This window comes from Nocardioides sp. Z13_37, assembly GCF_058355585.1.
This window is the reverse complement of record NZ_JBZGDV010000007.1, coordinates 225,483-239,648: the sequence shown is the minus strand read 5'-3', so window position 1 is coordinate 239,648 and position 14,166 is coordinate 225,483. Positions and strand designations below refer to the sequence as shown.

Here is a 14,166-nt window from a genome sequence, read left to right as displayed (position 1 = left end):
CGAACCGACCCGCGACCCCGAGGACCACCCCGTGCACGACCTGAGCCCCCAGCCCGGCGACCTCGACCCGATCGAGACCGCGCCCGTCGAGCAGCTGCGCGCCCTCCAGCTCGAGCGGCTCCAGTGGTCGGTGCGCCACGCCTACGACAACGTCGCGCACTACCGCAGCGCCCTCGACGAGGCCGGCGTCGGCCCCGACGACGTGCGGTCGCTGGAGGACCTCGGCCGGCTGCCGTTCACCACCAAGGCGACGCTGCGCGACAACTACCCGTTCGGGATGTTCGCGGTGCCGCGCGAGGACGTCGTTCGCGTGCACGCCTCCAGCGGGACGACCGGCAAGCCGACCGTCGTCGGCTACACCCGCGACGACCTCGACATGTGGGCCGACGTCGTGGCCCGCTCGATCCGGGCCGCGGGCGGCAGGCGGGGGATGGTGCTGCACAACGCCTACGGCTACGGGCTCTTCACCGGTGGCCTCGGCGCGCACGCGGGCGCGGAGCGGCTGGGGTGCACGGTCGTGCCGGTCTCGGGCGGCATGACGCAGCGCCAGGTGCAGCTGATCCTCGACTTCGAGCCCGACGTCATCATGGTCACCCCGTCCTACATGCTCTCGGTCCTCGACGAGCTCGAGGCGCAGGGCGTCGACCCGCGCTCGACCTCGCTCAAGGTCGGCATCTTCGGCGCCGAGCCGTGGACCAACGACATGCGGCGCGAGATGGAGGAGCGCACCGACATGCACGCGGTCGACATCTACGGCCTGTCCGAGGTGATCGGCCCCGGAGTCGCCAGCGAGTGCGTGGAGACCAAGGACGGCCTGCACGTCTGGGAGGACCACTTCTACCCCGAGGTGATCGACCCCGTCACCGGCGAGGTGCTGCCCGACGGCGAGGTGGGCGAGCTGGTGCTCACCACGCTCACCAAGCAGGCGATGCCGGTCCTGCGCTACCGCACCCGCGACCTGACCCGGCTGCTGCCGGGCACCGCCCGCAGCATGCGGAGGATGGAGAAGGTCACCGGACGCACCGACGACATGATCATCCTGCGCGGGGTCAACCTGTTCCCCACACAGATCGAGGAGATCGTGCTCGGCATCCCGACCCTCTCGCCGCACTTCCAGTGCCACCTCGACCGCCGGGGCAACCTCGACAGTCTCACCGTGCGGGTGGAGCGACGCGACGCCACGACGGACGCCGAGGCCGCCCACGCGCAGTCCGAGCTGGGGCAGCGGATCAAGGCCTCCATCGGCGTGAGCGTCGGCGTGGAGGTCGTCGACGTGGCCTCGATCGAACGCTCGGTGGGCAAGATGCGCCGCATCGTCGACCACCGCGCGGCGCGCTGAGGCAATGCATTTACCGGCAACCGCCGCGCGGGCGGTACAGTGGTCCGAGCGTCCAGACGCCGTGCCGCAGTGATCGCCCCTGATCCGTCGCCACCGCGCACCTGACGCCCGCTCCACACCTCCACGCCGTGGCGTGCCAGGCAGAGCCGTACGGGTCGCCTGCTCCACGACGCGTACCCAGTCCGGGAGGACCACCTTGGCCCAGCGCCAGCGCCAGCGCGGCACTCGCCGCACCCCTGCGCACGCCCGCCACAAGGACAACGAGGGCATCGTCCCCGTCCTGGCGCGCGCCGTGCGCGAGCTCGAGTCGGCGGTGCAGCGCGGCCCGCTCGCCCCCGGTCAACGGGTGCGGTTCCAGGTCGTCGCGCTGCTGGTCCGCGAGCACCGCACCGACGTGCGGGCCTCCACCGAGCTCACCGACGCCCAGAAGGCCGACGAGCTCAAGCGCCTCGACGGGATCGCCACGATCCTGGCCAAGACCGCCACCCGCGACCCCTCCCTCTTCGGCCTGCTCTCCGAGGACGCCGTGGTCACCGACAGTGCCCGCGACCTGCGCCTGGAGATGCTGCGCCGCGCCGGCGTCGAGGTGGCCCCCGAGGAGCCCAAGCCCGACGACGAGGCCGGCCCCGGCCTCGGCGAGCGCCGCGTGGTGCCGCGCTCGGTGGTCCAGCACCAGCTGGCCAACCCGTTCCTCGTGCCCGACTTCGGCATCGGCCGCGAACGCCGCAGCGTCCACGGCCGACTGTCGTCCTGGGAGCTGCTCGGCCCGCTGTTCCGCTCCTTCGAGCTCGGCGGCGCCTCCTCGTGCATGGACCTGCCGGAGGCCACCTCGCTCAGCGCCCCCGGCAAGCTCGAGCTGATGCCGCACCAGGCGCGGCTCATCGCGTCCGCCGCCGAGGGCCACCGCACCTTCCTCCTGGCCGACGAGCCCGGTCTCGGCAAGACCGCGCAGGCGCTGCTCGCCGCGCAGGCCGCCGACGCCTTCCCCCTGCTCGTGGTCTGCCCCAACGTCGTCAAGACCAACTGGGCCCGCGAGACCGAGCGCTGGACGCCGCGCCGGCGCGCCACCGTGATCCACGGCGACGGTGACCAGGTCGACGCGTTCGCCGACGTCATCATCGTCAACTACGAGATCCTCGACCGGCACGTCGGCTGGCTCGGCTCCTTCGGCTTCCGCGGGATGGTCGTCGACGAGGCCCACTTCATCAAGAACAAGACCTCGCAGCGCTCGCGCCACGTGCTCGAGCTCTCCGAGCAGCTCCGCGCCCGCACCGCCCGCCCGCTGCTCATGGCGCTGACCGGCACGCCGCTGATCAACGACATCGAGGACTTCCGCGCGATCTGGCAGTTCCTGGGCTGGATCGACGACACCAAGCCGCTCGCCCGGCTGATGGAGGCGCTCGAGGAGACCGACCTGACCCCGGCCGACCCGCCGTTCTACCCCGCGGCGCGCAAGGCCGTGATCGACATGGGCATCGTGCGCCGCCGCAAGGTCGACGTGGCCGAGGACATCCCGGCCCGCCGCATCGCCGACATCCCCGTCGAGCTCGACGACGAGGACACCCGCTCCATCCGCGCGGCCGAGGACGACCTCGCCCGTCGCCTCGTGCAGCGCTACAAGGCTGCGCTCGAGACCCGTCGTACGGGCTCGGTCGTCGACGGCATCGACCACGAGCTCGTGCGCCGCGTCGCGACGTGGGAGCGCGAGGAGATGGACTCCGGCACCGGTGGCGAGAACGTCTTCTCGATGTTCCGCAGGATCGGGCGCGCCAAGGCCGGCCTGGCCGCCGACTACGCCGCACAGCTGGCCCGCAACGTCGGCAAGGTCGTCTTCTTCGCCCGCCACGTCGACGTCATGGACATCGCCGAGGACACGTTCACCCGCCGCGGCCTCAAGCACACCTCGATCCGAGGAGACCAGACGCCCCGGGCGCGGGAGAAGGCGATCGACGCCTTCGTCAACGACCCCGACGTCCAGGTCATCGTCTGCTCGCTGGCCGCGGCCGGCGTCGGCGTCAACCTGCAGGTCGCCTCCAACGTCGTGCTCTCCGAGCTGTCGTGGACCGACGCCGAGCAGACCCAGGCGATCGACCGCGTGCACCGCATCGGCCAGAGCGACCCGGTCACCGCGTGGCGCATCATCGCCGCGCAGACCATCGACACCCGGATCGCCGAGCTGATCGACTCCAAGGCCGGCCTCGCCGCCCGGGCGCTCGACGGCTCCGACGAGGAGGTGTCGTCCTCGGCCAACATCCAGACCGAGGCGCTGGTGACGCTGCTGACCGAGGCGCTGGAGCGCGAGCTCGGCTGAGCGGACCCCGTCCGGCCCTTGCCCGCCCCGCGCGGGTCGGGTAGGCCTGTAGACATGACGGAGGACCGCGAGACCTACCTCGACATGCCGATCGACGACGAGGACCAGCTCCAGCCCGAGGACACGCTCGACGACACCGACCTCGACGACGTGCTCGACCGCGGCTACTCGCCGCCCGACCGCGCGCCGAAGGGCTACGACGACTACCCGACCGAGGCCGAGCGTCGCCAGGGCGAGTCCCTCGACGAGCGGCTGGCCGAGGAGGAGCCGGACGTCGACCCCTACGCCCCGGACGACGCCGCCGACGACGACCGCGAGGACGAGAACGCCCTCGACGAGCAGCTCGGCCTCGACGAGGCCGACGAGCGCACCGGCCGCCTCGTCGCGCCCGACGAGGGGCTGGGGGAGGACCGCGACAAGCAGGAGATCGCCCTCGACGTCGGCATCGACGGCGCCGGCGCCTCGGCCGAGGAGGCCGCGATGCACGTCACCCGCGAGCCCGAGCCCGCGGAGCCCGACGACTACTGACCCGCGCCGTCGTCATCGTGGAAGGTCGGCGTCACCTGGTGACCCGGATCCTCCACGATCGGGTCCTGGCCCGCTGCACGGCCGCAGGCCCGGGGAGGAGGCAGGCATGGCGCGACACTTCGACGTGCACCTGCTCCCCGACCCTCCGGACCTGCGCGACGACGAGCCGTACGACGTCGCCGACGGCGGGATCGTGTTCCGCGGGCTCCCCTTCCTGGCCTGGCCCGCCGGCGTCGCACCCGACCCGAGGTTCGCGGTGCTGCGCACCTGGCCTCGCTACCCCCGCAGCCGGCTGCGGATCCTCCACGCGCTCGACGAGGCCAAGGCCCGCAACGCGCACGTCTGCCGTCTCAGCCTAGGGGTGAGCCGCTCGCGCGATCCCGCGACCGACGCGCTGGGCCACGCCACCCGGTTCCTGCGGGAGAGGAACCGGCTCGTGGTGGCGGCGGCGGGCGACTGGGGTCCGCGCCCGGGGACGCTCAGCGACCTCGCCCGCGCTCCGGGCGTCATCGCGGTCGCGGGGTGCACGCCCGACGGCCTGCTGCTCGAGTGCTCCAGTCGCGGCACCGTCGACGGGGCCCGGCCCACCGTGACCGCGGACGGCACCGACCCCACCGGTCCCGCGACGCCGGGCACCAGCCTGGCGGCCGCGCGTGTCGCCGTCCTCTGCGTCTGGATCCGCTCCATGCTCCAGTGCCTGATTGCCGAGGCGAGCGCCGCCCGGGCGGGGGAGGCGCTGGCCGAGATGCCCGCGCCCTCCCGGCTCGCCCACGTCGACAGCGACTTCTCGCAGGACGACGTCGGCGCGCTGGCCGCGCTGCGCCAGGGTCGGAGGATCTCCCCGGCTGGCCCGGTGTTGTACGCGGGCGCGACGGTGCGCCGGATCTGGTGGCTGGGCCGCGTCATGGACCACGCCGGTGCGCAGCAGATGCACGTGGCGTTCGACGCCGGCGCCGACTGGGTGGCGCGCATCCTCCTCGCCGCCGCCCGCCCGAGCCCCTCGCCCGACCCCGTCGGTGCCGGCGCGGGCGTCGTGTCGCGCGAGTCCGTGCGGGCGCTCCTGGCCGACATGACCCCGTCGCGGTTCCTGCGCCTGTTCGCCGACGACGGCCGGTGGGACGAGCGCCGAGCTGCCGTCGCCGACGTGCTCGACCACGAGCTCGGCGAACTGTGGTCGCTCGCGGACCTCGAGATGTGTGAGCAGCTCTACGCCGCCGAGCACGAGGACCTGTTCGTCGAGGTCGGCATGCCGGGGGAGACGGGCCACGGCGCCGGCTGACGGCCCGTCGGGCGGGGAACGAGCGCCCTCCGCGTCGCTGCTACGCCGCAGACAGGATCGCGTCGCGGAACGTGGACGCGTCCTGGAACCGGTCGTCCGGCTCCTTGGCCAGGGCCCTCACCAGCACCGCGTCGAGCGGGGCGAGGGCGGTGCTGACGGCGGCGGGCGTCTCGTGGACGTGCTGGTAGGCCACGGAGACGGCGTCGTCCCCGACGAACGGCGGCCGGCCGGTCAGCAGCTCGTGGAGCACGCAGCCAGCGGCGTAGAGGTCGCTGCGGGCATCCACCGCGTGACCTCGCACCTGCTCGGGGGAGGTGTACGACGGGGTCCCGAGGAACGTCCGCCCGTGGGTCTGGGTCGCGGCCGGGTCGGTCCCGGCGCTCGAGATGCCGAAGTCCACCAGCTTGACAGCGTCCCCGGGCGTGATCATCACGTTCGCCGGCTTGACGTCGCGATGGACGACGCCCGCCCGGTGGCTGGCGTCGAGCGCGGTGAGGATCCCGGCCTGGTAGTGGATCGCCTCGTCGCGCCCGAGGTCGCGGGTCGCCAGGAGGTCGCGCAGGGAGCGCCCCGCCACGTACTCCAGGACGATGAACGGGACGCCGCCGGCAGCCTCGCCCGCGACCCCTTCGTCGGCGTCGTCGCCGGTGGCGTAGACCGACACGATGGCGGGGTGGTCCAGGCGAGCCACCGTCAGCGCCTCGCGCCGGAACCGGGACCGGGCCCCGGGGTCTCGCGCGAGGTCCTCGCGCAGCACCTTGATCGCGACGGGGCGCCCCGAGCGGAGGTCGTGGCCGCGGTGGACCTCGGCCGTGGCCCCCCGCCCGATGACGTCACCCACCGCGTAGCGGCCGTTGACGACCCGCCCCGCGATCATCGGCGCGGCTCCCACCGGAACAATCGCTCGGCGAGAGCCACGGCGACGGCGACCCAGGCGAGCGTGGGTGCGAGCAGGGGCAGCGAGTCGCGGAGGGGCACCCCACCGTTCCAGGCGTCGACGACCAGCTCGGTGGCCGCGCCCCCGGGGAGGAGCCGCTTGAGGTAGGCGAGCTCCTCGGTGCCGGTGATGCCCACCCAGCTCGCCACCGCGATCACGGCGAGGCTGACCGGCAGGGTGGTGACCTGGGCGTGCTCGGGCGAGTTCGTGAGCCCGGCGGTGGCCAGGGCGAGGGCGAGCATCATCGCCGTCGTCGCGAGCACCGCCACGACCAGCAGCGGCACCTGCGCGGGGCTGCTGACCACCGCGCCGAGCACGACCAGGATCGCGACGACCTGGACGAGCGAGATGACGGTGATGGGCAGGACCAGCCCGACGAGGATGCTCCGGTCGCTCGCGGCGGTGGAGCGCAGTCGCTTGAGGAAGAGGTTCTGCCGGCGGGAGGCCAGGGTGGTCACCGCGGTCGTGTAGAGGCCGAACGCGAGCACGGTGAACATCACGATCGCCGCGACGTAGCCAAGGCTGCCGAGGTCGGAGAAGGTCTCGTGCTGGCGGACGAAGTAGCCGCCGATGGCGACCGGGATGACGAGCCCGGTGACCAGGACGAGCCGGTTCCGGAAGATCTGGAGGAGCTCACTGCGAGCGATCTCGAGCATGGGGTGATTCCCTTCGGGTGTGGGGGCGTACGTCGGACGGGAGGCCGACCGATGGATTGATGGGGGTGCACGCGTGTGCGTGCCGGCGGGCTCAGGCGGCGTCGAGCGAGCGGAAGACGTCGTCGAGCCGCGTCGGCCCGGCGGCCAGCCCCAGCAGCTCCACCCCGGACTCGTCCGCCCACCCCAGCAGCCGGTGGAGGTCCTCCTGGAGGCGGAAGGTCTCGACGTGGAAGGCGCCGTTGAGCGCGCCGACGAGGGGCGGCTCGGGCGCGCCGTGGGGGAGCGCGAAGGTGATGACGGCGGGCAGGGACTGGGTGAGCTCGGCCACGGTGCCCTCGCGTCGCAGGGTGCCCTCGTGCATGAGCCCGATGCGGTCCGCGCGCTCCTGCGCCTCCTCCAGGTAGTGGGTGGTGAGCACGATCGTGGCGCCGTCCTCGCGCAGTCGCTCCACGGCGTCCCAGAGCGCGTCGCGGGACTGGATGTCCAGGCCCGTCGTGGGCTCGTCCAGGATGACCAGGTCGGGCCCGCCGTAGACCGTCGTGGCGAAGTCGAGGCGGCGCTTCTCGCCCCCCGACAGCTGCGCCACTCGGGTGTCGGCCCGGCGGGTGAGACCGGAGACGTCGAGCAACCGGTCGACGTCGTCCTGCCGCCCGCTCAACGAGCCGACCAGGCCCACCGACTCCCGCACCGTCAGGTCGGGGGAGAAGCCGCTCTCCTGCAGCATGATGCCCATCCGTGGCCGCACCGCGCGCCGGTCCGTCGGGCTCTGCCCGAAGATCCGGACGGCGCCGGAGGCGGCCGGCCGGTGACCCTCCACGACCTCGAGGGTGGAGGTCTTGCCGGCCCCGTTCGTGCCCAGGAGGGCGTAGAGCTCACCACGCCTGACCTGGAACGACAGGTCGTGGACGGCGGTGAAGGTGCCGTAGGTGACGGTGAGACGATCGACGTCGATGGCGGGAGAGCTGGCGGGTGAGCTGGTCATGGCGGTCCTTCGGGTCGAGGTGTGGAATGCCTTCAGGCTCGCGCCGATGACGCCACCGTCGCGTCGGTGAAAACCGCCGATGTGCTCGCCGGATCGTCGGCCCCTAAGGACGGGAGGCGTTGCGGGTCCGGTTCGCGTCGGTGAGAGTTACCGACTCCTGTCCAACGACCGACGGTGGACTGACACGTGGTGAACCGTCTGGCCGGCGCGAGGAGCGCGAGACGGTCGAGCGGCTGCTCACCGGAGCGCACTCGGGTCGCGCCGGAGCCCGCTCGACGTGCGCGTGGACCGCGCGGTCCTCGTGGGCAGCGGAATGATTGACGAATCCTTGATCGAACAACTGTTCGAATAGAGCCCCGGGGGGCGGTAGGATCGAGCTACGCTCGCACGACGCCGACGAGGGAGGGAGACCACCAGTGGCTCACCCGATCCTCGCTGCCGCGGGCGTCATCGACGAGACGCTCAAGAGCGTCGCGGACACCAACCCGACGTTCATGTCGACGTCCGACAAGGCCGCCGCGTTGGGCGAGCTGGTCCGGCTCGAGGCCCGGCTGGCGGAGCTGAGGTTGCGGGTGCTGGCCGGCGCCGGTGACGTGGCCGCGGGCACGGGCGCCCGCGACGCGGCCGGCTGGCTCGCGTGTGCGACCCTGTCGCGTCCCGAGGACGCCCGCGCCGACCTGCGCCTCGCGTCGGCGGTCGACGGGCGCTGGCCGGTGGTGGGTGCCGCGCTGCGGGAGGGCTCGGCCAACCTCGCCCAGGCCCGCGTCATCGTGCGGGCGCTGGACAACCTGCCCGACACCGTCCCCGGCGACGTCCTCGCCGCTGCCGAGGGCGCCCTGGTCGGCCACGCCGCGACCCTGGACCCGCAGCGGCTCGCGAAGGTCGGCCGACACATCCTCGCCACCGTCGCCCCCGAGGTCGTCGAGGACGCCGAGGCCCGGCGGCTGGCCGAGCTCGAGGCCGAGGCGCACCGCAAGACCCGCACCACCGTGCGCCGGCTCGGTGACGGCACCACCCGGATCACCTCGCTCGTCCCCGACGCCGTCGCGCACCGGTTCGTCACCTACCTCTCGGCCTACACCAACCCCCGCCGCGACGACGGCACGACCGCCCCTGCCGCGGGAGACGCAGTCGGACGGCTCCCGCACCCGCGCAAGCTCGGCGAGGCGTTCTGCCGGTTCCTCGAGGCGGTCGACCCGCGCCGCCTCCCGGTCCACGGCGGCGACGCCACCACGCTCGTCGTCACCATCGGTCTCGACTCACTGCGTGCCGACCTCGCGACCGCCGGGCTCATCGCCCCGACCGTGCCGGGCGATACCGACGGCCCCGCGGGTGCCGGGGACATGATCACCGCCGCCGAGGCCCGCCGCCTCGCCTGCAGCGCAAGGATCCTGCCCGCCGTCCTCGGCGGCCCGTCGGAGGTCCTCGACCTCGGCCGCACCCGCCGCCTGTTCAGCCCCGCCCAGCAGCGCGCCCTTCTCATCCGGGACCGCACCTGCCGCGGCGAGGGCTGCGACATCCCCGGCACCTGGGCCGAGGCCCACCACTGGAACCCCTGGCTCTCCGGCGGCCGCACCGACCTCAACGACGGCGTCCTGCTCTGCAGCCACCATCACCACCGCGCCCACGATCCGGCGTACGTGGCGGCACGCCTCCCCAACGGCGACGTCCGCTTCACGAGGCGGACGTGAGGGTCGTCGCCGTTCACTGAGGATGTATCGCACGCGCACGCTCTTATCGCCGCGTGCCGGCACGGTCCGCGCCTTGAGGGGATCGATTGGCGTGCGTCCGTAGGCGACCCGTTCCCCTTGATGGACAGCGGACAGGTCCTGTGGGACGCGATCCCCGGCAGGGTTCCTCTATCGGTGCGCAGGATGGCGGGCAACGGCCGTTGCTGATCGGTACCTCCGAGCAGACCGCACGATGGCTATTCCACCGACAATGCCAGGGATCTGCAGGAACACGACTGCGTTGAGTGCGTCGCTCGGCAGCGGCAGCCGATCGAAGAACTGTGCGATCCCTGTGACGACGAGCATCACGTAGGAGACCTGCATTAGGAACAGATGCCAGAACAGCCAGCCGGACTTGCCGCGGCGCCACACTGGTTGAGCTATTCCAGTCGCGGCCACCAGGAGCACCAGGATCGAGACGGCATGGAAGATGCTAGGACCTTCCCGCAATTCGAAGATCCCAAATGACGAGAGAGCCATCACGGCGACGGCAGCGACGTACGTCCATCCCCATCGACGGTGTGATGCGGTGCCCTTTCTCAAGATCAGGACGACGGCCCCGCTGATTCCCGCGAACATGGCCGTAGCAACGTGCAGGAAGATCATCGGGGCCCATCCTGCCACCTCGATTCATCGTTCCAAGGTGGATGCCGTACCTGGATCCGCAATCGGGACCGTCGGAGGTGCGTCTTTCCGCCGCTTGCGCCCACGGGGGCGAAGACGTCGCAGAGGAGTGTGGCGGCGTGCGAATCTGACGGAAGCTGTCCACGTCCATAAGCGAGTAGAGGGTTCCTCGACTCTGCCGATCGGCAAGCTTGACTTGCGTTACGGGTCCGCAGCGGTTTCGGAGAAGCGATGCTGCAGCAGCACCACTAGCGTCGGTGGAACACCATGGAAGGGGATCACAATGAGCTATCAGGCTTACCTCGACGCGATCGAGAAGAAGACCAGTAAGACGCCTGAGGAACTGCTGGGGGAGGCCGCCGCGCGTGGGTTCACTCCACAGAGCAAGGCGGGTGATTTCGCGGTCTGGCTCAAGGACGACTACGACGTCGGCCGGGGCCATGCGATGGCGCTGTTCGGAGTGCTTAAGAATGGGTCGACGATCAGCGACAAGCACGTCGACAGCGGCACCGCCCACTCCGATGCCTCCACCGAGCTGCGGTTGGACGGCATCGACCGCCGCTGAATGGGCGTCGTCGCCCTCGTGGAGCTACCTCGATGGTGGGCGTTGACGTCACCCTCAATCGATGACATCCCGCCCTCGTCGGGCTGCGCCAATCCGCCGCCTGCCTGTGCAGGCGCTTGTCCCATGAGGGAGCGGCGTCGACCGTTCGGATCGTCATCGTTCTTGAGATATCGGGGCGATCTGGTGGCAGGCTCTGAGCGTAACGACGCACTGGGGGACAAGATGCGAAAGAAGTACGGCGTCCTAGTTGGCGCGATGTGCTTTGTACTGGTGGCCTGCGGCACGGCCCGGGACGAAAGCGCTGACAAGGAAGCCGGGGCCGACGCCTCGGCTGAGGCTCAAGCGAGTGCTTCTGCAGAAGCCGAGGCGAGCGCCTCCGCAGAGGCGGAGGCCGAGGAAGTGGCCGAACGGGAGGCTGCAAAGGCTGCGCAGAAGGAGTGCAAGGCCCAGTTAGGAAACCTGCTGAGTTCCCTGAAGGAGATCGACGGGCGCTTGGACGTCGGGCTGACATACGCCGATCTCGGCAGCAGGCTAGGCGATGTGGCCGTGGCCTATAACGACATCCCGTTCAAGAAGTTGTCGCCTACTTGCATTCAGCGAGTGGGTGTTCCCCTGGAGGGGGCATACAACGAGTACAACAAGTCGCACAACAAGTGGGACGCATGCATCGACGACTACCACTGCTCGGTGGAGGGTGCGAAGCTTCGGGAACTCCAGGGCCACTGGTCGAAAGCGTCGGTGCGGATCGATCGCGCCGACAGCGCGCTGACCCGCCTAGCGACCTTCAAGAGCTAGGTCTACAAGGCAGCTCGCGGAGGCGCGCGGTCGACGGGCCATGCGTCACACCACCGCGTGCAGGGGACACGGGGGACATGGCGCTGCTCGTGGTTGGGGGACCACTGTCGGGGCTGCGAGCTCTCGCCGCAACCACGACAGCCCGAGGCACGCCGTCCTCAATTTCGCGTACAAGCGGATCTTGTCAATGCGATCCTGACGTAGCCACGTCAAGCTTCGATCATCGCGTAACGACGCATCATGGGGGACCGTTCAATGCCTACCAACACGCCGCCGCCGGGATGGTTCCCTGACCAGTCGAACAGCGAGCAGCTGCGCTGGTGGGACGGCCAGGCCTGGACGGAAGACACTCATCCGCTTCTCCATGCGTCGCAGCACGCCGATAACCCTGGACCGAAACCGATGTTCCCGGCGGCGCAAGTTGCAGAGACGAAGCCGGCACCGACGAAGCCTTGGTACTTCCGCTGGTGGGTAATCACTGCTGCAGTGATCGTCGCTCTCTCGATCGTGGGCAGTCTGTTGCCGGATGAGGAGACCCCCGGAGCCGCGGCCACGGAGCCGTCACCCACCGCGGCGGCATCACCGGCCACGTCCGATGCGGCTGACGCCGAGGTGCAACCGGGACCCGTAGATACCGACAACGACGGCATCAACGATGACGAGGACTACCGACCCGAGGACCCGAAGGTCCAAACGGAGAATGACGTCGACAGTGACAAAGACGGCGTCCCGGACTTTAAGGACGCCTTCCCCAAGAACGCCAAGTACAGCAAAGACACTGACGGTGACGGAATCGCCGATCCCCTCGACGACTTCCCAAAGGATGAGCGGTACAGCAAGGACTCCGACGGGGACAAGGTCGCGGACTCCGAGGATGACTTCCCGGCTGACCCGAGCCGGTCGAAGATAACGGCCGCAATGGAGAACGCGATCGGCGCAGCGCAGTCCTATCTCGACTACAGCGCGTTCTCCCGCACAGGTCTCATTGGCCAGTTGGAGTTCGAGGGCTACGAGACCGCGGACGCGACCTTTGCCGTCGACTATCTGAGGGTCAACTGGAACGAGCAGGCGGTCAAGTCCGCGGCGTCCTACTTGGACTACTCAAGCTTTTCGCTCGAGGGTCTGATCGGACAACTCCAGTTCGAGGGCTTCACCTATGAGCAGGCGGCGTACGGCGCCAACAAGGCGTACTAGGTGCGATGCGCAGTTAGAGGTTGGTCACCCCTGGTTGCGCATCACACTGAAGGCACATTGCGCGTGCGTCCTTGAGCCGCGTGCCGGGCAAGGTCCGCGCTCGTTGACAAGGGGCCGCGTATGCGTCGCTCGTAAGCCCGGCCATTGCCGTCGATGAACAATTGGCAGGTCCTGCGGGATCCGATCACATCGTCCCCGGTCCAGATGGCTTTTTCCGGTCAGGCTTCGGCTTGTGCGATTCCCATGTCCTGCGAACCGCGGCCCTCACCACGCCACGAGTCCTGTCTGGGCTACCCACCTCCCGCCGCTTAGGGCCGACGGTGCTGTTGCTGACCGCGCCGCGGTTGAGGTGCGCCGAGCTGCTCACGCGAGAATCTGGCACCTCTCCTTCCTCAAGGTGAGTGAGGCGAGGTGAGGTGACATCGGGCAGTGCCTCCCGGGCGCAGTGTCACCCGGACCAGGCGAGGCACCTGAGCCGGCGCTAGGCCAGACGTCGCAGCACCGACACCGGCACGCGCTTGAGCAGGAATCCCAGCGGCGCCCACGGCCAGGCCGGGACGCGCGCCGAGGTCTTCTCCTTCTCCATCGCCTCGACCATCGCCCGCACGCCCTTCTCGGTCGAGGCGACCAGGGGAGTGGCGGTGGCGGTGGCCGACATCTCCGAGACGATGAACCCGGGGTAGAGCACCGTCACCTTGATCGGCGTGTGGGCCACGTCGGCGCGGAAGCCCTCGGCGAGGTGGGCGACGCCGGCCTTGGTGGCGGCGTACGTCGTCATGTTGCGCGGCATGCCGCGCAGCGCGGAGATGCTGGAGACCACCACGAGGTGGCCGGCGTCCTGCTCGCGGAAGATCTCGGCCGCCGCCTCGGTCTGGGCCAGCGCGGCGACGAAGTTGGTCATCGCGGTCCGGCGGTTGGCGTCGAAGCGGCCGGTGCCGAGCGGCTGGCCCTTGCCGATCCCGGCGTTGACGACGACCCGGTCGAGTCCGCCGAGCTCGTCGCGGAACTCACCGAAGACGCGGAAGACCGCGTCGTGGTCGTCGACGTCGAGCGCCTTGACCACCACGCGACGCTCGGGGTGGGCGGCCACGATCTCGTCGCGCAGCGCGTCGAGCCGGTCGGTCCGGCGCGCGCAGAGCGCCAGGTCGTGGCCGCGGGCGGCCAGCTGGCGGGCCATCTCGGCGCCCAGGCCGCTGCTGGCTCCGGTGATCAGGGTCGTCGGCACG

Annotated in this window: 13 protein-coding genes; 8 read left to right on the top strand and 5 right to left on the bottom strand. The window is 70.6% G+C overall.

Translation table 11 applies throughout. The features are described from left to right. The first annotated feature begins 31 nt into the window (after positions 1-31). The 4 genes from paaK (at position 32) to AC4H2S_RS17070 (ending at position 5,457) form a co-directional block, all read left to right on the top strand. On the top strand, positions 32-1,339 hold the full coding sequence (gene paaK, locus AC4H2S_RS17085; RefSeq protein ID WP_491498176.1) for a phenylacetate--CoA ligase PaaK: 1,308 nt from the start codon (positions 32-34) through the stop codon (positions 1,337-1,339). 196 nt (positions 1,340-1,535) lie between these two features. Then, positions 1,536-3,650: a DEAD/DEAH box helicase gene (locus tag AC4H2S_RS17080; RefSeq protein WP_491498175.1), complete on the top strand. Its 2,115-nt coding sequence runs from the start codon at positions 1,536-1,538 to the stop codon at positions 3,648-3,650. Between the two features lie 54 nt (positions 3,651-3,704). Then, complete coding sequence (locus AC4H2S_RS17075; RefSeq protein ID WP_491498174.1) at positions 3,705-4,178, top strand: DUF5709 domain-containing protein; 474 nt, start codon at positions 3,705-3,707, stop codon at positions 4,176-4,178. A gap of 106 nt (positions 4,179-4,284) precedes the next feature. Beyond that, entirely contained in the window at positions 4,285-5,457 is a 1,173-nt protein-coding gene (locus AC4H2S_RS17070; protein ID WP_491498173.1) for a S8 family serine peptidase, read from the top strand. Positions 5,458-5,497: 40 nt separating this feature from the next. Here AC4H2S_RS17070 and AC4H2S_RS17065 read toward each other — a convergent pair whose 3' ends face one another. The 3 genes from AC4H2S_RS17065 to AC4H2S_RS17055 all read right to left on the bottom strand — a co-directional run bounded on the left by AC4H2S_RS17065 (position 5,498) and on the right by AC4H2S_RS17055 (position 8,032). Beyond that, the gene (locus AC4H2S_RS17065) at positions 5,498-6,334 is read right to left on the bottom strand and encodes a protein kinase domain-containing protein (protein WP_491498172.1); all 837 of its coding nucleotides are present in this window, start codon (positions 6,332-6,334) and stop codon (positions 5,498-5,500) included. Continuing rightward, complete coding sequence (locus tag AC4H2S_RS17060; protein WP_491498171.1) at positions 6,331-7,050, bottom strand: ABC transporter permease; 720 nt, start codon at positions 7,048-7,050, stop codon at positions 6,331-6,333. The genes AC4H2S_RS17065 and AC4H2S_RS17060 overlap by 4 nt, the downstream gene beginning before the upstream one ends. A 91-nt stretch (positions 7,051-7,141) precedes the next feature. Further along, positions 7,142-8,032, bottom strand: coding sequence for an ABC transporter ATP-binding protein (locus AC4H2S_RS17055; RefSeq protein ID WP_491498170.1), 891 nt, complete (start codon positions 8,030-8,032; stop codon positions 7,142-7,144). A 416-nt stretch (positions 8,033-8,448) separates the two neighbouring features. Between AC4H2S_RS17055 and AC4H2S_RS17050 the strand changes: the two genes are divergently transcribed. Continuing rightward, the gene (locus tag AC4H2S_RS17050) at positions 8,449-9,723 is read left to right on the top strand and encodes an HNH endonuclease signature motif containing protein (protein WP_491498169.1); all 1,275 of its coding nucleotides are present in this window, start codon (positions 8,449-8,451) and stop codon (positions 9,721-9,723) included. A gap of 168 nt (positions 9,724-9,891) precedes the next feature. Here the strand turns inward: AC4H2S_RS17050 and AC4H2S_RS17045 are convergent, their stop codons facing one another. Beyond that, positions 9,892-10,368 carry a DUF2306 domain-containing protein gene (locus tag AC4H2S_RS17045; RefSeq protein ID WP_491498168.1) on the bottom strand — a complete coding sequence of 159 codons (477 nt, stop codon included), beginning with the start codon at positions 10,366-10,368 and terminating at the stop codon, positions 9,892-9,894. A 301-nt stretch (positions 10,369-10,669) separates the two neighbouring features. Here AC4H2S_RS17045 and AC4H2S_RS17040 point away from each other — a divergent pair, with 301 nt between their 5' ends. The 3 genes from AC4H2S_RS17040 to AC4H2S_RS17030 all read left to right on the top strand — a co-directional run bounded on the left by AC4H2S_RS17040 (position 10,670) and on the right by AC4H2S_RS17030 (position 12,940). After that, a complete protein-coding gene (locus tag AC4H2S_RS17040; protein WP_491498167.1) occupies positions 10,670-10,951 on the top strand; it encodes a DUF4287 domain-containing protein in 282 nt (93 codons plus the stop codon). Positions 10,952-11,074: 123 nt separating this feature from the next. After that, positions 11,075-11,746: a hypothetical protein gene (locus tag AC4H2S_RS17035; RefSeq protein WP_491498166.1), complete on the top strand. Its 672-nt coding sequence runs from the start codon at positions 11,075-11,077 to the stop codon at positions 11,744-11,746. Positions 11,747-12,001: 255 nt separating this feature from the next. Continuing rightward, positions 12,002-12,940: an Ltp family lipoprotein gene (locus tag AC4H2S_RS17030; protein ID WP_491498165.1), complete on the top strand. Its 939-nt coding sequence runs from the start codon at positions 12,002-12,004 to the stop codon at positions 12,938-12,940. Positions 12,941-13,421: 481 nt separating this feature from the next. On the opposite strand, the gene AC4H2S_RS17025 is transcribed toward AC4H2S_RS17030, so the two are convergent. Then, a complete protein-coding gene (locus AC4H2S_RS17025) occupies positions 13,422-14,165 on the bottom strand; it encodes an SDR family oxidoreductase (protein ID WP_491498164.1) in 744 nt (247 codons plus the stop codon). Between the last annotated feature and the right edge of the window lies 1 nt (position 14,166).